We start from the raw sequence: 20,048 nt of genomic DNA, 5'->3' as shown, positions 1-20,048 counted from the left end.
GCGAAATGGGTTAGTTGTTTCCGGCTAACGCAGTGGTTGCCCCCCCATCGTCGCGTGATGTCGAGCCCGATCGTCTGGAACGTTGATCCGATTATCGGGCGTATGGGCCCGTTGGTGTTGCGCTATTACGGCATCTGCTTTGCCGTGGCGCTGCTGACCGGTTTTGCGGTGTGGTATCGGCGAGTGCGCCGATATGGCGAGTCCGAGGAGTTTGCCTGGAATTGGCTGTGGATCAGCGTGCCGGCGGTGTTGATTGGCGGACGGCTGGGGTTCTGCTTCTTCTATCAACCGCGCTACTACCTCGCCAATCCGCTGCGCATTCTGGCGCTCGCGGACGGCGGCATCGCGTCACACGGCGTGGCGGTCGGATTGGCATTGGCGCTCTGGGTATTCGCCCGCCGCAATGGCATCACCTGGCTGAAATTGAGCGACTACTTCGCACCCGCCGTGGCGATTGCCCGGGGGTGGGTGCGCGTGGGCAACTTTTTCAATTCGGAAATTCTGGGCCACGCCACGTCAGTGCCGTGGGCGGTGGTGTTCGCGCGACACGATGCCATCCCGCGTCATCCGGCGCAGTTGTATGACGGATTGATCGGGCCCGTCACGTTCCTCGTGTTGCGCGAGGTGGAACGGCGACGTATTCGCCCGATCGGCTCTGGCCTCATTGCCGGGACCTTCCTCACGGTGTTCTTCGGTTTGCGAATTTTTGTGGAGCAGTTCAAGGATTTCTGGGTGGAACAGCTTCGCGAAATGACGCCCTTCCGCCAGATCGAGCAGTGGCTTGGCGTCCCCATTCACACCGGACAATGGCTGAGCGTCGTGCCGGCGTGCATCGGACTGTTCCTGCTGGTGCAAGCGCTCCGGAATACGCAGCGCAGTCCTTAACTCCCATAGGTCAGCCATGATTGCCAATGTTCGCGGACGCCCATCGACGGCCGGATCGTCCGGCGTCTCGTTGCCGGTGCTGGATGATGCGCTGGAGGCCACGCTGCGCGCTGAACGCGCCGCCCTCATGGCCAACGCCGGTTTGAGCGAGGGCACAACGCAGCACTTTCGCCGTCCCGCGGAACGCGACGTGACGCGCGGCGAACGGGAGCGCATCACGCTGTGGTTTGGCGGCCTCACCATGCGCCATGAAGCGTTGATCCTGGCTGCGCTGCAGGGGTTGGGCTATGAGGCCGGCATCATTCCCACGCCGGTGAAGGACGACTTTCAGGCCGGCAAGGAATTCGGCAACAACGGGCAGTGCAATCCGACCTACTTCACCACCGGCGCCCTGGTGAATCACCTGCGCCGACTACGTGATGTCGAGCAGGTACCGCTTGCCGACATCCTGAACAACCACGTGTTCATTACCGCCGGCGCCTGCGGTCCGTGCCGGTTCGGGATGTACGAAGCGGAGTATCGCCTGACCCTGCGCAATGCGGGGTTTGACGGATTTCGGGTGGTGCTGTTCGAGCAGAAGGGAGGCCTGGACCAGGCCAGTCTCGAAGCGGGCATCGATTTCAACCTGAACTTCTTCATCTCGGTCCTGAACAGCTTCATGATTGGCGACCTGTTGAACGAAGTCGCCTACTCGATTCGTCCGTATGAGGTGACGCGCGGTCAAACCGACGCCGTGTTCACGAAAGGATTGGCCTTGTGTCAGGACGCGGTGCGCGCCAAGGACTACGACGCCATCCACGACGGCGCACTGGCGGCGTTGCTGGCGCGCGTGACGCCGGTGAACGGCGCGGTGGCCGCCGCGACCTTTGTGGATCAGCTGCGCGGCACACACTACACCGATGCACTGGCCGCCGCGCGCGCGTTGATCAACGACGAGATCGAGGTGGACTACCTGCGTCCCAAGCCAATCTGCAAGGTCACCGGCGAATTCTGGGCCCAGACCACGGAAGGCGACGGCAACTTCCGGATGTTCAGCTTCCTCGAAAGTGAAGGCGCTGAAGTGCTGGTGGAGCCGGTCACGACGTGGATCATGTACATGCTGAACCAGTCGGTGAACGCGGCGAAGGACCGCGCGGGCTTGTCCAGCGGAAAAAACGCCGCGCCCGCCGTTGGCCTGCGCGCTCGCGTGGCCAGCACCATCGCCTTGCGCAAGACGTTGTACAAATTCTCGTTAGCGCAGAAACTCCTGACGCGCGAGTACGAGCGATTCCGCGGCGCGCTGGGTGGTTCCGCACACGAACTGGTGGACCAGCCGGAATTGCAGCGCGTGGGCCATCCGTACTACAACAGTCGGGCCGGCGGTGGTGAGGGTCACCTGGAGGTGGCCAAGAACATCTACTACAGCAGCAAGGATTTGTGTCACATGGTGCTTAGTCTCAAGCCGTTCGGGTGCATGCCAAGCACGCAGTCGGACGGTGCGCAGGCCGCGGTGACGTCGCACTTCAAGGATATGATCTACATCCCGATCGAAACGTCGGGCGAGGGTGATATCAATGCGCACAGTCGTGTGCAGATGGCGCTGGGGGAAGCCAAGGGAAAATGCAAGGACGAGTTCCGCCGCGCGGTGGCGGACAGTGGATATTCTCTTGCCGAGCTGCGTGAGTATGTGGCGACGCGCCGGGAGTTGCGTCGCCCATTTCAGGAAGTCCCGCATCATCCCGGTGTGGTGGGTCGTGCCGCAAATTTCGCCCTGCACGTCGGGGCGCAGATGCGCGCGGCCGGCATCTGCGCGGCCTCCATCACCGTCGCCGTCGCGGTCGTGGCGTGAGCGGTTCGTGCGGGACGTCGGGCGGCGGCTGTGGAAGCGGTGCGTCAACGGCCGTGCCCAAACTGGTGCAACTGGAAAGTCGTGCCACGTCGCCCAAGCCGGCGCGAACGCCGGGGGTGCCCCGCATGGCGCCGGCGCCGCCGTTCGCCGGGACACCATCCTATCCGCAGGGATTGCTGATCGGCCTGGACGTGGGCAGCACCACGGTCAAGTTCGTGGTGGTCAACCCGGTCACGGACGAAATTCTCGCCAAGGACTATCAGCGTCACGAAACGCGGCAGCCGGAAAAGTGCATCGAGATGCTGCAGGCCATCCAGGCGCGCTATCCGGAGCTGCCCACGCATGCGTTTCGCGTCTTCGTGACCGGATCGGGCGGCGCCACCATTGGCGGACGCATCGGGGCCAAGTTCGTGCAGGAAGTGAACGCGGTGAGTCTTGCCGTTGAGCGCCTGTATCCCGACGCGCAAAGCGTGGTGGAACTGGGCGGACAAGACGCAAAGATCATTGTGTTTCACACCGACGAAACCACGGGTCGCAAGAAGAAAAGCCCGTCGATGAATGACAAATGCGCGGGCGGTACCGGCGCCGTTATCGACAAGGTGACGGCGAAGCTGGGCATTGCCGCCGCCGAGTTGTGCCACATGGGCTATTCGGGGCTCAAGCTGCACCCGGTGGCCGGAAAGTGCGGCGTCTTTGCCGAGACGGACATCAACGGCTTGCAGAAGCAGGGCGTGCCAGCGCCCGAGCTGATGGCGTCGCTGTTCGAGTCCATCGTGCAGCAGAATCTCGCGGTGCTCACGCGCGGTCACACGCTGCGCCCGCTGGTGCTGCTGCTGGGCGGTCCCAACTGCTACATCGCCGGACTGCAGGAATGCTGGCGCCGCAACCTGCAGGCGCTGTGGGACGAGCGCGGGGTGGAGTACGACCGGAACGCGCCGCTGGAGTCGCTGGTGCTGGTGCCCACCGATGCGCAGTACTTCGCGGCCATTGGCGCGGTGGAGTTCGCGAAATCCGAACTGGTTGACGCCCCGGACCTCGGGGTCTTCCGTGGCGTCGACGAACTCGCGTGGTATCTCACCGTGGGTCGGGTTGCCGAGAAGCAGGCGGCCGGTGGGAAGGGATTGTGGTCGACGCGCGACGAGCTGGAGTCCTTCTGCGGGCGCTATGCCCCGACACCCTGGGTGACACCGCCAGTGGCGCGGCACGCGGTGGTGCGCGGATTCATCGGCATCGATGGCGGCAGTACCAGCACCAAGGCGGTGTTGCTGGACGAGCGCAAGCAGGTGGTGGCCACGTCGTATCGCCTGTCCAAAGGCAATCCCATTGAAGACACGATGGATGTGGTTGCCGATTTGCAGCGTGCCATCGAAGACCAGGGCGCGACCATCGAGGTGCTTGGTGTGGGCACCACCGGGTACGCCAAGGATGTGCTGAAAGACGTGCTGCGCGCCGATGTGGCGCTGGTGGAGACTGTCGCGCACACCGAGGCCGGGCTGCATTTCTATCCCGACACGGACGTGATCGTGGACGTGGGTGGCCAGGACATCAAGCTGATTGTGCTGAAGAACGGGCAGGTGAAGGACTTCAAGCTCAACACGCAGTGTTCGGCCGGCAACGGGTACTTCCTGCAAAGCACGGCGCAGACATTCGGCTACTCCGTGAAGGAGTTTGCCGAGATTGCCTTCAGCGCGGAATCGATGCCGAGCTTCGGGTACGGGTGTGCAGTGTTCATGCAATCCGACATCGTGGACTTTCAGCGACAGGGGTGGGCACCCAACGAGATCATGGCGGCGCTGTGTGACGTGCTGCCCAAGAACATCTGGCTGTACGTGTCGCAGATTCCCAATATCGCCAAGCTGGGTCGTCGGTTCGTGTTGCAGGGTGGCACGCAGCACAATCTGGCCGCCGTGAAGGCGCAGGTCGATTTCATCGAGAGTCGATTTGCCGGACTGCCGGAGCAGCCCGAGATCATCGTGCATAAGTTCTGCGGTGAAGCGGGCGCCATCGGCTGTGCCGTGGAGGCGCACCGGTTGCACACGGAGCGCGGCCATCGCACCACGTTCATCGGATTGGACCGCGTGCAGACCATCGCATTCCGTAGCACGCGGTCGGAGGCGACGCGCTGCTATTTCTGCAAGAACAAGTGCCTGCGCACGTTCATTGACGTGCGCACGGGCGGTGCCGACAGCGTCCCGGTGGCGAATGACGTGACGCCCGACCAGCAGGATATCGCGCGCACGGTATTGGCGCAGGCGGCGGCGCGCGCGGCGTCGAAAGTGCCGTTGGAACCCGGCGAACAGCGTCTGATCATCGCCACGTGCGAGAAGGGCACGGTGGAAGACCTGGCGTCCATGAAGGAGATCAAGGCCGGCATCGATTCCATTGGTGATGCCAACCCGAACTTCGCGGAACGCGCCGCGCGCGCGGCATTCCTGCCGGCCGGCGTGGAGTCCGTCGCGGATCCGCTCCCCGCCGCCGCGCGACGCTTCTGGCCCAGTCGGCGCGCCGACCTTGAACGCACCGCGCGCATGCGCCATCGCGCGGCGGTGCGCATCGGCATGCCGCGCGCGCTCAACATGTATTCGCTGGGCCCGTGGTTCATGGCCTACTTCGAGTCACTGGGTGTGCCGTCGCGCAACCTGGTGTGGAGCGACTACACCAGCGATGAGCTGTACAAGTCCGGGGCCAAGCGCGGCGCGATCGATCCCTGCTTTCCCAGCAAGATCGGCATCCCGCATGTGCACAACCTGCTGTACGCGAAGCACTCGATGGAACGTCCGCTCGATTTCATCTTCTTTCCGATGATCGACAGTCTGCCGACGTTCCTGGACGGCGTGGTGGACAGCCGCTCATGTCCCACGGTAACCACGACGCCGGAAGCGGTGAAGGCGGCCTTCACGAAAGAGAGCGACCTGTTCGCCGAACGGCACATCCGGTACCTGGACACGTTCCTGAACTTCACGGAGCCGGCCCTGCTGGCCCGGCAGATGTATCAGGAGTTCCATGACACGCTGGGACTGTCCGCAGCCGAGAACGCGCGCGCCTGCGCGGTAGCGTGGGATCATCTGAATGCCATGGAACAGCGCATTCGCGACCAGGCCCGCGACGTGTTGCGTCACCTGCAACGCACACATCAGGTGGGCGTGGTGCTTCTCTCCCGGCCGTACCATCATGATCCGGGGGTGTGCCACGAAATCCCGGAGGAATTCCAGAAACTGGGGATTCCCGTGTTCACGGCGGAATCGTTGCCTCGCGACCCGGACATCCTGGAGCGTCTGTTCGGCGATGAGGTGCGCACCGGTGCCATGCACAGCGCGTTGTCCATTGAGGACGCGTGGAAGAACTCGTACAGCGAGAACACCAATCGCAAGGTGTGGGCGGCGAAGTATGCCGCGCGTCACCCCAATCTGGTGGCGCTGGAGCTGTCCAGCTTCAAGTGCGGCCACGACGCGCCCATCTACACCGTGGTCGAGGAGATTGTGGAACAGTCGGGGACTCCATATTTCAGTTTCAAGGACATCGACGAGAACAAGCCGACCGGCGCCATTCGGTTGCGCGTAGAGACCATCGCGTATTTCCTGCGACGTCACCGGGAACGGCTGGTCGATCGGGGGCGACGCGTGGCGGAGATTGATCGGCACATGAACCGGCGCCGGGCCGAACTGGTGGCGGCGGTGCCCGAGATGGACGTGGAGGAGCCGCCGTACGAGGCGTACCGCGGCCAGGTCATCACGGTGTAGACACTGATCTGGCGGGCAGTCGTATCAACAGCCCGACGATGGTCAGGAGCGCGCAAAGATAGGCGAATACATGGCCAACACTCGTGAACAGCGTGTGCCCGCCGTCCAGCATCGCCACGCTGCCTCGCAGCCGATCCGCTCCGGTGGGGTGCGCCAACGGATCGACGGAATATGTCTTCGACGTCACGCGGGCCGCCGCAATTCGGCACCCTCGCCCTCCAGCAAATGCGATTGCGTCTGCAGATCGCGCAGCGGTCGCTGGGCGAACGCCTGACGATCCGGCTCCTTCATGCCGAATGCCAGATTGGGTTGTACGATTCCGATTTCCAGTTGCGGGGCCACGGCTCGCAACCCGTCCATCTGTCCGATGCGCACAGAGCCGTACACCAAGACTCGACAAGTCGCGCCGGCCGGTAGATTACCGAGCGTAATGCGTCGGCGTTTCGCAGGGCGCGCTCTTCTCTTTCCGCTGAACCTCCCATGGCGTGGCTACCGATCGTACTGGTGGTATTCGGCAACCTGATCTACCACATCGGCCAACGCACCATTCCCCGTGATGCCAACCCGGTGGTGGCGACGCTGGCGGCATATCTCGTGGCGATTACGGCTACCGTGGCGACGATTCCGTTCATGGCGCGCGGTGTGTCGTTCGGGTTGGCGTGGCGTGGTTTGAATGGCAGCACGGTGCTGGTAGGTGTGGGGATTGTCGCGGTGGAGATTGGATTCCTGCTGGCGTATCGTGCTGGCTGGCAACTGAGCAACGCGTCGTTGACCGCCAACGCGACGGTGGCAGTGGTCTTGCTGGCGCTTGGCGTGCTGGCCTACCGTGAACCGCTTTCCGCGACGCGTGTGGCGGGCGTGGCGCTCTGTCTGGGCGGACTCTGGCTGGTGTCCCGTCCACAATGATCTCTTCCATGATTTCGCGCGCCAGCGCGGTATTCCTCGCGCTCACCGGTCTGGCCCTGTTGTTCGGCTCGGACGTCATCCTGCCGACGCTGATTCCGGGTGATCCACCCGCAGCTGCGTGGCTGGGGCAATTGCTCGCCGCGGCGTGGCTCGGCGTGGCGGTGCTCAACTGGTATTCGCGCTCCGCAGTGCTGGGCGGGATCTACGGACGGCCAGTCGTGTCGGCCAACGCAACGCTCTACTTCGTCAGCGCACTGACGATCGTTCGTGCGGCAACCGGGCTGGCGGGGTCCCGGGCACTCTGGCTGCTGGCCGTGCCGTTCGCGCTGTTCGCCGGCGCGTACGGGGCGCTGATGTTTCGCGGGCCGTTCGATTCATTGGACGTGAAGTAGCATATTCCATCGCCCATGGTTGCTCACCCACCTGTCACGCCCCGTCTCATGACCGTCGGTCGCCTCGTCCATCGCACGATCTCGCTGGTTGCCGCCACGCTGTCGATCCCTTCCGTCATCGGTGCGCAGCCGCTGGCCCGAAGTGGACCGGTGCCACATGACGCGGCGCGTGAGCGGGCCATGTTGGATCAGGTCAAGGTGCCGGAGGGATTCACGGCCACGTTGTTCGCCGCGCCACCCGTGGCGATGTACCCGGTGTGTCTCACGGGCACGGTCGATGGCGCCGTGTTCGTCTGCGTCGATCCGAACCTGTCACTCACCGCCGCAAAGGGAAAAAGGACGTGTGGTACGGTTGGTGGATGCCAATCACGACGGAGTGGCTGATCGCTACACGGTGTTCGCGGAGATGGACAGTCCGCGCGGTGTGGCCTTTGACGGACGCACGTTGTACGTGATGCATCCGCCCAATCTCACGGCGTATCGCGACACGACGGGTGACGGTATTGCCGATGTGTCGGAGGACATTGTCACGGGGCTGGGTTTCGGCCTGGACTTCCGCGGCGCCGACCACACCACCAATGGCATCACCATGGGCATCGACGGCTGGTTGTATGTCGCCGTGGGCGACTACGGCTATCGCCACGCCGTTGGCAAGGATGGCACGGCGATTGAGCGGCGCGGTGGCGGCGTGGTGCGCGTGCGCCCCGATGGGACGGGTCTGGAGTTGTATGCCCTGGGCACGCGCAACATCTACGACCTCGCGGTCGATCCGCAGCTGCATGTGTTCACGCGCGACAACACCAATGATGGCGACGGCTGGGACATCCGTCTGCACTACCTCCCGGCTGGCGCGAACATGGGTTATCCCACTTTGTACAAGAATTTCTCCAGCGAGCATATGCGGTCGCTGGCCGACTATGGCTCAGGATCGGGCACGGGCGGACTCTGGGTGAACGCCCCCGGGTTTCCGGCGGGCTTCGGTGACAACCTGTATACCGCCGACTGGCTGCTCAACCAGATCTTCCGTCATCCGCTCACACCGGTCGGCGGCAGCTATTCCGTGAAGCAGGAGCGCTTTCTCTCCGTGCCGCATCCCGCGGACATGGCCATGGATGGCGCATCCAACATGTTCGTGGCCAGTCTCGCCGGCGGCGAATACACCTATGGCGGCGACTCGGTGGGGTTTGTCGTGCGCGTGAGTCCTGCGGGTCGCGCGACGAACAGTGCCATCACGATGTCGGCCGCGACCGACGTCGTGCTGCTGAAGGAGCTGACCGGACCAAGCGCCGAGCGTCGCCTGCAGGCGCAGCGCGAAATTCTGAGACGCGGCGTGAAGGGCGGTGTGGTGACGAGTCTCAGCGCCGCCACCCTGGACAGGCGGCTGCCGGTGAATGCGCGCGTGGCGGCCATGTTCACGTTGCGGCAGCTGGTGGGCGCCCGTGCTACGCCGACGCTGCTGAAGGCCGCGGCAGACTCCGCGGTGAAGGCCCTCGCGCTCCGCGCGCTGGTGGACAACCCGTCGCATTTCGGCGCGGGCAATCGCGCGGTGTTCGTGCGCAGCCTGTCCGATGCCGACGCCACCGTCCAACTGGCGGCGATTGCCGCGCTGGTGCGTCTGAACGCCCGTGATGCGGCCGCGTCGATCATTCCGCTGACCGCCAGCGCAGACTCCGCCGTGGCGCATATCGCGGTCAATGCGCTCGTGTCGTTGCAGGCAGGGCCGGTAACATTGAACGCGCTGACGGGCACTGCACCGGCCGTTCGCGCCGGGGCGCTGCGCGCACTGCAACAGATGCACGATCCGGCGGTGGTGTCTGCCCTGATCGAGCAAGCCGGACCGACGGCTGGCGGCCCGTTGTCGCGTGACCTGGTGGTGGCGCTGGCGCGATTGTACTTCCGCGAGGTCGCCTGGGCCGGTGATTGGTGGGGCACCCGTCCGTCGTTCATCGGTCCCTATTTCGCGCCAACGCCGTGGGAGGGCAGTCCGCGCATTGCCACGGTGCTGCGTCGCGCCCTGTTGGACGCATCGGCCGCAGAGATGCCGTCGTTGGCCGACGAGATGGTGCGCAATCGCGTGGTGCCGCAAGGCGCGAGAGAACTGCTGGTCGCCAGCGTGAACACGTCCACGCGCGGAGAGATCGTGAACGCGTTGGTGGGCAACACCAGGCTTGAGGCGGGCATGCTCCCGATGCTGGCGAAATGGAACGCCCTCGGTGTTGGCCAGCACGCCGGTGTGGCGCAACTGTTGTCGGCCGAGAGTGGCATGCTGGAGGGTTCGATGCCGCTGGTGCGTGCGGCGGTGCTGGACACGACACTCAGCGAAGACGTGCGGGCGCGATTGCTGGGTCAGGCCGCCAGCGTGCAGGGTCGCGCGGGCCTGGACGCGGCCGCGCATCTGCATGCACTGGTGACGCCGCAGCCGACGGCCAATACGGGCGGTACGGCCGGCCCCGTGGAAGCTGCGTGGCGTCGCTACGTGGGCGATCGCCGGCGCGTGCAGGAGCTGGATTACTTCATCGACCTTTCACGCGGCGCGCAATCGAACCAGCGCGCACTGGGCTTTTCGGTGTTGCTGCAATCGGTGCGCGGCACTCGCGCCGTGCCGGCGGTGAGCGAGAAGGTGCAGCCAGTGTTACGCGCCGCGTGGGCGAGTCGCGAAGCCGCGCCGGATCTGGCGCGTGCCGTGTCGATCATGCGCCTGGAATCGGCGTATGCCGACCAACTCGCGGCCTATGCGAAACAGTCGACCACACCGCCGTCGGCGTCCATGGAGTGGATGCCGTTGTTCAACGGCAAGGATCTCAAGGACTGGGACATCAAGTTCGCGGGCTATCCGATGGGTGTGAACTATCGCAATACCTTCCGCGCGGAAGACGGCCTGCTGAAGGTGCGCTACGACCAGTGGCCCGACTTCACGGGCGAGTTCGGCCACATCTTCTACAAGAAGCCCTTTTCGTACTACATCGTGGCCGCGGAGTATCGTTTTGTCGGCGAACAGGTGACCGGGGCGGGTGGTGGCAACAGCTGGGCCATTCGCAACAATGGCATCATGGTGCATTCGCAGTCGGCGGCGAGCATGGGATTGAAGCAGGACTTCCCCATTTCGCTGGAGGTACAGCTGTTGGGCGGATTGGGTCAGGGCACGCGCACCAACGGCAATCTCTGCACACCCGGCACCAACATCGTGATGAACGACAAACTCGTGACCACGCACTGCATCAATGCCAACTCGATCACCTATGACGGTGATCAGTGGGTGCGGGTGGAGGCCATGGTCCTCGGCGATTCGGTCATCAAGCACATCGTCAACGGCGATACCGTACTGACCTACTTCAAGCCGCAGATGGGCGGTGGCTCGGCCAACAACACAAACCCCGGCGTGTTGGTGGCGGGCATGCTGCTGTCGGAGGGCTACATCTCGCTGCAAGCCGAAACGGCGCCGATTGATTTTCGCAAGGTGGAGATCGTCAACCTGAAGGGCTGCATGGACCCGAAGGCCGCCAACTACAAGCCGTACTACGTCAAATCCGATCCGGCGGTATGTCGCAAACGGTAAGCGTGAAGGGCTGGTGGCTCGTTTCCGGTTTGTGTCTGGCCGTGATGCCGGCGGCCCGCGTGTTGCCGGCGCAGGTGGCGGACGGCGCCAGGATCTATGCGGCCACCTGTGTTGCCTGCCATCAGGCGTCAGGATTGGGACTGCCGGGCCAGTTCCCGCCGTTGGTGGGCAGCGAATGGGTGACGGGCAGCGAGGAGCGACTGATTCGCATCATCCTGCACGGCCTGGTCGGCGAGATCGAAGTCGAAGGCGAGTCGTTCACCGGCGCAATGCCCACGTGGGGACCAACGTTCAAGGACGAGGAACTGGCGGCCGTCGCGACCTACGTCCGTCGGTCGTGGGGCAACAAGGCGGCACCCATTACCACGGCCACGGTCACGCGGATCCGTTTGGCCACGGCGTCCCGCACAACGCCGTGGACAGCGCGCGAGCTGGAGCAGGCGCTGCGCGCCAAACCCCCGGCATGATCGGATCTACAGCACCAGCTCCCAGGTCTCGCCGGTCAGTTCGACGCCGAAGTGATCGTGCAGTCCGGTTTCCTTCAACTCGAACCCTTCGGCTTCATAGATGCGCCGCGCGGCGACCAGCACACTGTTGGTCCACAGCGTGATGCGCTGATAGCCCACGCGCCGCGCAAAGCGGATGCACTCCCGCACCAGCGCGCGTCCAACGCCGGCACCCCGTGCTGACGGTTCCACGTACAGCAATCGCAGTCGGGCCACCGCGGCGGACTCCTGCACGATGAACACCGACCCGACGATGGCATCGTCACGCTCGGCGATCCAGCAGCGTTCGCGCGACGGCGTGTAGTTGGCTACAAACGTCGACAACACGCCGGCGACCAGTCCTTCGAAACGCCAATCCCAGCCGTATTCGCGGGCGTAGAGCGCGCCATGGCGGTGCAGCACCCAGCCCAGATCGCCGGGCTCCGGTTGACGCAGCACACTTGATGACCCGGCGGATGGGAGCACGGGCGGCGATTGCGTGTCGGGCCGCAGCAGTTGCTCAATCGTCTGCATGGCCGCCACCAGCGTGGCGCGTTGGTCGGGTTCGAGGTGATCGATCAGTTGGGCGACGTTGTCCATGGCGCCCCGGTCGAGCGTGGAAAAAGTGGCGCGCCCCGCCGCCGTCAGGCTGAGCACACGCCGACGTCCGTCGTTCGGGTGACGTCTTCTGGCGACCAGTCGCTTGCGGCCGAAGCTTTGCAGCATCCGGCTCAGATAGCCGGCATCGAGGTCCAAGTCGGCGGCGAGTTCGGCGGCGGTAGCGGTTCCGCGGTGCGCCAGTTCGTACAACACCCGCACTTCACCCAGCGAGAACTCGGTGTCCAGGTGGCCGCGCTGCAGAACGCCGATGTGTCGCGTGTAGAAGCGGTTGAACTGCCGCACCTGGGCGATGCGGTGTTCGTGCGCGGGGTCCCGGGTGTGGCGGAGGGGGTGGGTAGTCATATAGTTGCTAATGTCAATAAACTAGTTGTAACTGTCAATCATTGTCGGATGCGTGCCGGCGGCGGCGGCGATGGTATGCCGAGGCGGTCCGTGGTCCGTCGGGGATTTCCCCCGAAACCGAGCGGTCTCCCTGACGTCGCGCCGTTTCGCCACGCGACATCCATCGAAACCGTCAAGTTGCTGCGCTGTTACGACTTGACGCAGCATAGGCCCTGCAGCACGTTCACTCCCACGTTCACAAACGTGATCGTGACCCTGCCGGGTTTGCCGCACCGAATCCTGAACTCCACGAACGTCAGCGCTGGCCGCGATGAATCCCTACATCATCTTTCTGCTGTACATGGTGGCGATCGTCGCGTTCGTCGGCCTGGTGCTGGGGCTCAACCGGCTGCTGGGGCCCAAGCCGCACAATAGCGCCATCAAGCTGGAGCCGTTCGAGTGCGGCGTGATGGTCAGCGATGCGGTCAACGTGAAGGCTGTGCCGATCAAGTACTACGGCGTGGCCATCATGTTTATTCTGTTTGACCTCGAAACCATGTTCCTGTTCATCTGGGCCTTGGGGGCGAAGCCGCTGACCGGATTCCTGTTGTTCACGTTCTTCCTCTTTGTCTTCCTGCTGGTCCTGAGCCTGCTGTACGTATACAAAGCCCGGCTTCTGGAAGCAGTCACGGAGTAGCTGATGTACGGGAAGCCCCTCCCTATTGTCACGGTGCCGCATCAACCGGCGGGAACGTTCGAGTACCTCACGACCAAGAAGGATGAGCTGGTCGGATGGGCCCGGAAGTTCTCCCTGTTTCCCTATCCGTTCGTCACCGCCTGTTGCGCCATGGAATTCATGGCGGTGGCGTCGACGCAATACGACACCGACCGATTCGGCGCCGCGCTGCCGCGCTTCTCGCCGCGGCAGGCCGACCTGCTGATGATTGTCGGCACGGTCACCCAGAAGCAGGCGCCCATTCTGCGGAAAGTGTACGAGCAGATGTGCGAGCCGAAGTGGGTGATGGCCTTCGGGGTGTGCGCCACCAGCGGCGGGTTCTACCAGAACTATGCCTCGCTGCCCGGCATCGACAAGATCATCCCCGTGGACATCTATATCCCCGGGTGTCCGCCGCGACCCGAGATGGTGATCGACGGCATTATGAAGCTGCAGGAGCTGATCGCGAACGGCCAGCACAAAATTCTCAACGACAAGTTCTGACCGTGCCCGCTCCCATTTTCGACGTGTTGCAGCAGGAGTTCTCGGAACAGAGTGGACGAGTGGCGGTGTCGCATGGCGTCCTGGTGCACGAGACCGAACCCGATCGTCTCTACGCGCTGGTGGAGCGCCTCAAGTCGGTCCACGCCTTTGACATGTTCCTTGATGTGACGGCCGTGGACTGGCCCGATCAGGCGTTGCGCTTTGAGGTCGTCCACCATTTCTACTCCACCACGCACAAAGTGCGGGTGTGTCTCAAGACCCGCGTGCCGGAAGGGGCGCCGCAGGTGCCCACCCTGCGCCCGTTGTACGGCTCGGCGGGTTATATGGAACGCGAGTGTCACGACATGTATGGCATCACGTTCCAGGGCAACGACGACCTGCGCCCGATCCTGTTGTACGAGGGATTCGAAGGGCATCCGCTGCGCAAGGACTACCCCAAGCAGTTCGAGCAGCCCCTCGTCCCGTACCGGTTCTAGACGGTGACTGCTGAACTCATCATTCCCAATCCGGTTCGCACCACGATCACGTCGCACTCGCGCGACGGGTCCGTCATCGTCAACCTTGGCCCCTCGCATCCGGCCACGCACGGCACGATCCAGATTGTCGCCGAGTTGGACGGCGAACGCGTGCTGCGCACCGATGTGCACTGCGGCTACCTGCACCGCGGATTCGAGAAAGAGTGCGAGGATCACACCTGGCACAATCTCATTCCGTACTGTGACCGGCTGAACTACTGCTCGGCCCTCATCAACGGCTTCGCGTATTGCGACGCGGTGGAGCGGCTGATGGGCATCGAGATCACGCCGCGCACCAAGTACCTGCGGACGTTGCTCTCCGAGTATTCCCGCATCTGCGATCATCTCACCTGCGTGGCGGCGGCCCTGATGGAATTGGGGGCCATGACGGCGTTTCTGTATCTGGTGACGATTCGCGACTACATGTACGAACATCTCGCCGCGCTCACGGGCGCCCGCGTGACGTACTCGTACAGCCGCATCGGCGGACTGGCCGAAGACCTGCCGGCCGGCTGGCTGACGCGTCTCGCGGAGATCCTCACGCAGTACGAGGACTTCATCGGCCGCGTGCATGGCCTGATCGATCGCAATCGTATCTTCATCGACCGTACCCGGAACACCGGCGTGCTGAGCACCGCCGACGCGCTGCACTGGGGGTTTACGGGACCGATCCTGCGTTCCACCGGTGCGCCCCGCGACCTGCGCAAGGACACGCCGTACCTGGCGTACGCCGAGCTGGATTTCGAGGTGCCGGTGGGCATCAAGGGCGACAACTACGATCGCTACTACGTGCGCATGCGCGAGATGGACGAATCGGTGCACATGATTCGTCAGTTGATGGATATGCTCCCCGACGGTCCGATCAACGTGGACGATCGGCGGTGCATCTTCCCGCCCAAGACGCTGGTGTACTCGGAGATCGAGTCACTGATCAACCATTTCAAGCTCGTCATGGAAGGTCCGCAGGTGCCGGCGGGAGACATCTATCTGGCGCATGAAGCGGCCAACGGCGAGCTGGGGTTCTACATCGAGTACGGGCGGTGGCGTGCCGCACAAGGTGCATGTGCGCAGTCCCAGCTTCGTGCATATGGGAGGCGTGCATCGCATGCTCGACGGCGGTCAGTTGGCGGACGTCGTGGCGACCTTCGGCTCGATCAACATGATCGGCGGGGAGTGCGATCGATGAAGCACCTCATCCCCGAATTCGAAGTGATGAAGAAGCGCTATCCACCGGGCTTCGAGTCATCGCTGGTGATTCCCTGTGTGCGGCGTATCCAGGAAGACCGCGGCTATGTGGCCGACAGCGATATCGCCGAACTCACCGAGTATCTGGGCGTGCCGCGCATCCAGATTGAGGAAGTGCTGGCGTTCTACACGATGCTGCGCCGCAAGCCCATCGGCCGCCACCATCTGCAGGTGTGCCACAATGTGTCGTGCTCGATGCGCGGCGCCGAGCGGATTCTCGACCATCTGACGACCAAGCTGGGTATCGTGCCGGGACAGACGACGGCGGACGGGTGCTTCACGCTCACCACCGCCGAATGCCTGGGGTCCTGCGGCACCGCGCCGATGATGATGGTGAATGACACGTATCACGAAAACCTGAAGACGTCCACCGTGGACGCCCTGCTGGACACGCTGGCGGCGGAGCCCGTGAAATGACCGGCCGCAAGGTGTTCATGAATTTCGAGGTGACCGATACCTCGCATACGCTGGCGGACTACAAGGCGCGTGGCGGTTATCAGGCCATCGCGAAGGCCTTGCGCGAGATGCAACCGGAGGAAGTGACCAAGGAAGTTCTGGCGTCGGGCATCCTGGGTCATGGTGGCGCTGCGTTCCCGGCGGGACGGAAGTGGGGCGTGATCAAGCTCAACGACGGCCAGCCGCACTATCTGTGCATGAATGCGGACGAGGGCGAACCCGGCACGTTCAAGGATCGCTGGCTGCTGGAGCACACGCCGCATCTGTTGCTCGAGGGCATGCTCCTGGGCTCCTATGCGCTACAGGGCCGTCATTCGTTCATCTATATTCGCGGCGAATTCGACCTGGCGTATCACCGTCTGGCGGACGCACTGGAAGAGGCGTACGCCGCCGGCCTGTTTGGCGAGAACATTCTGGGCAGCAATTTCTCCTGCGATCTGGTGATTTACCGTGGCGCCGGCTCGTACGTGTGCGGCGAAGCATCGGCCATGCTGACGTCGCTGGAGGGCAAGAAGGGCTATCCGCGCAATCGCCCGCCGCGACTGACCGTGCAGGGGCTGTATCAGAAGCCCACGGTGGTGAACAACGTGGAGACCATTGCCAACGTGCCGTTCATCGTGAACAACGGTTCGGCGGCGTTCAAGGCGATTGGCACCCCCAAAAGTCCCGGCACCTCACTGGTGTCGGTGTCCGGTCACATCAACACCCCGGGTGTGTACGAGGTGGAATACGGCTATCCGTTCGCGGAATTCCTGGCGAATGAATGCGGCGGCATGCTGGGGGGCAAGGCGCTCAAGTGCGTCATTCCCGGCGGCATTTCCACCAAGGTGCTGACGGCCGCCGACATCATGCCGCTCACCTACGACCACCACTCGTTTGTCGACGCGGGATCGCAGGTGGGTTCGCAAGGCATGATTGTCGTGGCCGAAGGCACCTGCATGGTGCGCATGCTGCAGGTGATGATGCGGTTCTACCACCACGAGTCGTGCGGACAGTGCACGCCGTGTCGCGAGGGCATGGGTTGGCTGGAGAAGATCAGCACCCGCATCGTGCAGGGGGGCGGGGCTCCGTCGGATATCGACCGCCTGTACCAGATCTCCAATGCCAACGACGGCACCACCATTTGCGGACTCGGCGATGCAGCGGGCTATGCCACCGTGGGAATTCTCGACAAGTATCGACACGAGTTCGAGTACTACATCGAACACAAGCGTTCGATGTACGACGGCCGGTTGGAGGTGCTGACCGATGATTGAGTTCTTCATCAACGGGGAGCCCGTGCAGGCCGAGACCGGCCAGACGGTGATGCAGGCTGCCGTGGCCGCCGGAATCGACATTCCGTCCTTCTGCTGGCATCCGAAGCTGTCCGTGCCCGGGAACTGCCGCATCTGCATGGTGGAAGTGGAAGCCGAGGGTGGCGCCTGGTTCGACATCTCGTGCAACATGCCGGTGACCAAGGGCATGCGCGTGCTCACGGATTCCGAGAAGGTGAAGGAACTGCGGAAGGACACGATGCAGTTCATCACGCTCAATCATCCGGTGGATTGCGGCATCTGCAACAAGTCGGGCGAGTGCATGCTGCAGGATCACCACTTTGCGTACAACGGCATGCCGTCGTTGTCGCGCGATCCGAAAACGCACGCCACCAAGTTCTACCCGTTGTCCGAGCGCATCATGCTGGACAACGAGCGTTGCATCATGTGCTCGCGCTGCGTGCGGTTCACGGCCGAGATCTCCAAGAGTCATGCGCTGGGCGTGCAGAATCGCGGCGATCACTCGCTGATTCGCCCGGCCGCCGACGTGAATTTCGATGACGATGCCTACTCGGACAACGTGATCGACATCTGTCCGGTGGGCGCGCTGCTCTCGCGCGAATTGCTCGATCATGCCCGGGTCTGGTATCTCAAGGCCACGCCGTCGGTGTGCCCGGGGTGCGAGCGCGGCTGCAGCATCAACATCTGGCACCGCAAACCGGAGTGGAAGCTGCAGGCGCTTGATCCGCACCTGAACACGCGCATCGATCGCATCACGCCGCTGGAGAATCCGGCCGTGAACGGTCCTTGGGTGTGCAACAAGGCCCGCGACCTGGCGAAGATCTTCGAGCGCGAGCGCGCGGTCCGTTCGATGGTGAACGGCGCCGCGGCGGACCTGGATTCGGCCATTCGCGCCGCGGCCGATCTCATCGGGTCTGCGAAGCGCGCAGTGGCGCTGGTGTCGAGCTGGGGCTCCAACGAGGAGCTCGCGGCATTCCATGCGGCCCTGGGGCCGTCGTTCACGAGCTACGTGAAAGCCGACCACGTGCCGCAGCCGGGCGAACGGATCGAGGATGACGTCCTCATCAAGCCGGACAAGAATCCCAATGGTGCGGCCGCGCGGGCGATGTATCCGGTGCTGCCCGCCAATGTCGGGCAGGCCATTCCGGCCGACACCGATCTGGTGTTTGTCTGGGGCGAGGGCGCGCCGTTCGCGGCGATTCCGGACTCGGCGAAGGTGGTGTTGCTGACATCGTATGCCCTGCCCGAAAACGCCCGCGCCGATGTGCTGATCCCGATCAGCGTGCAAACGGAGCGTGACGGGCACTACACCAATTTTGCGGGTACGGTCACCGGGTTTGAGCGGTGCTTCGCGAAGCAGCCTGGCGTGGCCGATGCCCAATCGCTGTTCGAGGCCATCTTCTCGGCGTCGGCCCATCTGGCGGGGGCGCGATAATGCTTCCCGATCTGGTGATTGCCGCGATCTTCATGGGCGCCTCGATTGGTGTGCTGATGGGATTTGGCGGTTTGCTGACGTGGGTGGAACGCAAGCAGGCGGCGGTGATGGCGGATCGCATCGGGGCGAATCGCGCGTACATCCGTGTGCCGTTCACCAAGATCAAGCTGGTGTGGATGGGGCTGTTCCACGGCATGGCCGACGGCATGAAAATGCTGTTGAAGGAAGACTTCAAGCCGCGCACGTACGACCAGCTGGCCTACACCCTGGCGCCGTACATCGTGTTCTCGCCGGTGTTGCTGGTATTTGCGGTCATCCCGTTCGGCGGCATCCTCGATCCGGGCAAGATCATTCCGGCGTTGGCGCCGTGGTTTGGCGGACGCACGTATCCGATGCAGATCGCCAACCTGAATGCCGGCTTGCTGGTGGTGTTCGCGTTCAGCGGACTCACCATCTTGGGCACGATGCTGGCCGGGTGGAGTTCCGACAACAAGTTCTCCTTGCTGGGCGGCTTGCGCGCCGGCTCGCAGATGATCTCGTATGAGCTGGTGATGGGACTCACCGTGCTGGGATTGATCCTGATCTTCGGCACGGTGGATCTGCGCGGCATGGTGCAGCAGCAGTCGGGGATGATCTGGGGCGTGCTGCCGGCGTGGGGCCTGTTCTACCAACCGTTCGCGGCCATTCTGTTCCTGACCGCCGCGATCGCCGAGAACAAGCGCATCCCGTTCGACCTGCCGGAAGCGGAATCGGAGCTCGTGTCGGGCTACTACACCGAATACAGCGCCATGAAGATGGGGCTGTTCATGTTCGCCGAGTTCATCGAAATCGCCATTGTGGCGGCGTTGTTCACGACGCTGTTCCTGGGCGGGTACAATCTGCCGTTCATGAATGACGCCGGCTTCACCTTTCCGGGCGGACACGTGGTGGCCATGAGCCACGGCCTGGTGGTGCTGATGCAACTGGCGGTGTTTCTGGCCAAGGTGGCGTTCATGTGCGTGTTCCAGATCCAGATACGCTGGTCGCTGCCGCGCTTCCGCTATGACCAGATGCTGATGTTCGCGTGGAAGTTCCTGTTGCCGCTGACGCTGATCAACCTCTCGGTCACGGCCGTCATTGTGTGGCTCACGCAGGGCACCATGCCATGAGCGCGAACCTTCCGACACGCCC

General features: G+C 63.5%; 18 protein-coding genes and 1 pseudogene. 16 read left to right on the top strand and 3 right to left on the bottom strand.

Annotated features, from left to right (window positions below):
• The first annotated feature begins 57 nt into the window (after positions 1–57).
• The 3 genes from lgt to IPP90_21455 all read left to right on the top strand — a co-directional run bounded on the left by lgt (position 58) and on the right by IPP90_21455 (position 6,453).
• Positions 58–885 carry a prolipoprotein diacylglyceryl transferase gene (gene lgt, locus IPP90_21465; protein ID MBL0173201.1) on the top strand — a complete coding sequence of 276 codons (828 nt, stop codon included), beginning with the start codon at positions 58–60 and terminating at the stop codon, positions 883–885.
• Positions 886–1,099: 214 nt separating this feature from the next.
• A complete protein-coding gene (locus tag IPP90_21460; GenBank protein ID MBL0173200.1) occupies positions 1,100–2,713 on the top strand; it encodes an activator of (R)-2-hydroxyglutaryl-CoA dehydratase in 1,614 nt (537 codons plus the stop codon).
• Positions 2,714–2,838: 125 nt separating this feature from the next.
• The gene (locus IPP90_21455) at positions 2,839–6,453 is read left to right on the top strand and encodes a CoA activase (protein ID MBL0173199.1); all 3,615 of its coding nucleotides are present in this window, start codon (positions 2,839–2,841) and stop codon (positions 6,451–6,453) included.
• Here IPP90_21455 and IPP90_21450 read toward each other — a convergent pair.
• Complete coding sequence (locus IPP90_21450; protein MBL0173198.1) at positions 6,443–6,640, bottom strand: hypothetical protein; 198 nt, start codon at positions 6,638–6,640, stop codon at positions 6,443–6,445. The genes IPP90_21455 and IPP90_21450 overlap by 11 nt on opposite strands.
• Entirely contained in the window at positions 6,637–6,840 is a 204-nt protein-coding gene (locus IPP90_21445) for a hypothetical protein (GenBank protein MBL0173197.1), read from the bottom strand. The genes IPP90_21450 and IPP90_21445 overlap by 4 nt, the downstream gene beginning before the upstream one ends.
• Positions 6,841–6,933: 93 nt before the next feature.
• On the opposite strand from IPP90_21445, the gene IPP90_21440 reads away from it, so the two are divergent.
• The 5 genes from IPP90_21440 (at position 6,934) to IPP90_21420 (ending at position 11,774) form a co-directional block, all read left to right on the top strand.
• Entirely contained in the window at positions 6,934–7,359 is a 426-nt protein-coding gene (locus IPP90_21440) for a hypothetical protein (protein MBL0173196.1), read from the top strand.
• Positions 7,356–7,751: a hypothetical protein gene (locus IPP90_21435; GenBank protein MBL0173195.1), complete on the top strand. Its 396-nt coding sequence runs from the start codon at positions 7,356–7,358 to the stop codon at positions 7,749–7,751. Before IPP90_21440 ends, IPP90_21435 begins: the two co-directional genes overlap by 4 nt.
• A 48-nt stretch (positions 7,752–7,799) precedes the next feature.
• Positions 7,800–8,135: a hypothetical protein gene (locus IPP90_21430; protein ID MBL0173194.1), complete on the top strand. Its 336-nt coding sequence runs from the start codon at positions 7,800–7,802 to the stop codon at positions 8,133–8,135.
• Positions 8,136–10,443: 2,308 nt separating this feature from the next.
• Positions 10,444–11,307 (top strand): DUF1080 domain-containing protein, encoded by an 864-nt coding sequence (locus IPP90_21425; protein ID MBL0173193.1) that lies wholly within the window; start codon positions 10,444–10,446, stop codon positions 11,305–11,307.
• Positions 11,292–11,774: a cytochrome c gene (locus tag IPP90_21420; protein MBL0173192.1), complete on the top strand. Its 483-nt coding sequence runs from the start codon at positions 11,292–11,294 to the stop codon at positions 11,772–11,774. Before IPP90_21425 ends, IPP90_21420 begins: the two co-directional genes overlap by 16 nt.
• A gap of 6 nt (positions 11,775–11,780) precedes the next feature.
• Here the strand turns inward: IPP90_21420 and IPP90_21415 are convergent, their stop codons facing one another.
• Positions 11,781–12,755 (bottom strand): MarR family transcriptional regulator, encoded by a 975-nt coding sequence (locus IPP90_21415; protein ID MBL0173191.1) that lies wholly within the window; start codon positions 12,753–12,755, stop codon positions 11,781–11,783.
• Between the two features lie 310 nt (positions 12,756–13,065).
• Here IPP90_21415 and IPP90_21410 point away from each other — a divergent pair, with 310 nt between their 5' ends.
• From IPP90_21410 to IPP90_21375, 8 genes and pseudogenes are all read left to right on the top strand, one after another.
• Positions 13,066–13,431, top strand: a complete 366-nt coding sequence (locus tag IPP90_21410; GenBank protein MBL0173190.1) for an NADH-quinone oxidoreductase subunit A — start codon at positions 13,066–13,068, stop codon at positions 13,429–13,431.
• A gap of 3 nt (positions 13,432–13,434) precedes the next feature.
• On the top strand, positions 13,435–13,953 hold the full coding sequence (locus tag IPP90_21405) for an NADH-quinone oxidoreductase subunit B (protein MBL0173189.1): 519 nt from the start codon (positions 13,435–13,437) through the stop codon (positions 13,951–13,953).
• 2 nt (positions 13,954–13,955) lie between these two features.
• Positions 13,956–14,429, top strand: a complete 474-nt coding sequence (locus IPP90_21400; GenBank protein ID MBL0173188.1) for an NADH-quinone oxidoreductase subunit C — start codon at positions 13,956–13,958, stop codon at positions 14,427–14,429.
• 18 nt (positions 14,430–14,447) lie between these two features.
• A pseudogene (gene nuoD / locus IPP90_21395) lies at positions 14,448–15,654 on the top strand (NADH dehydrogenase (quinone) subunit D).
• On the top strand, positions 15,651–16,130 hold the full coding sequence (nuoE, locus tag IPP90_21390; GenBank protein ID MBL0173187.1) for an NADH-quinone oxidoreductase subunit NuoE: 480 nt from the start codon (positions 15,651–15,653) through the stop codon (positions 16,128–16,130). Before nuoD ends, nuoE begins: the two are co-directional and overlap by 4 nt.
• On the top strand, positions 16,127–17,425 hold the full coding sequence (gene nuoF, locus IPP90_21385; GenBank protein MBL0173186.1) for an NADH-quinone oxidoreductase subunit NuoF: 1,299 nt from the start codon (positions 16,127–16,129) through the stop codon (positions 17,423–17,425). The genes nuoE and nuoF overlap by 4 nt, the downstream gene beginning before the upstream one ends.
• Entirely contained in the window at positions 17,418–18,878 is a 1,461-nt protein-coding gene (locus IPP90_21380; GenBank protein ID MBL0173185.1) for a (2Fe-2S)-binding protein, read from the top strand. Before nuoF ends, IPP90_21380 begins: the two co-directional genes overlap by 8 nt.
• A complete protein-coding gene (locus IPP90_21375; GenBank protein MBL0173184.1) occupies positions 18,878–20,026 on the top strand; it encodes an NADH-quinone oxidoreductase subunit H in 1,149 nt (382 codons plus the stop codon). Before IPP90_21380 ends, IPP90_21375 begins: the two co-directional genes overlap by 1 nt.
• The last annotated feature ends 22 nt before the right edge of the window (positions 20,027–20,048 follow it).

The sequence above is a fragment of the Gemmatimonadaceae bacterium genome, assembly GCA_016720905.1.
Lineage (GTDB): Bacteria > Gemmatimonadota > Gemmatimonadetes > Gemmatimonadales > Gemmatimonadaceae > Gemmatimonas.
This window is presented reverse-complemented; position numbering and strand designations above follow the sequence as displayed.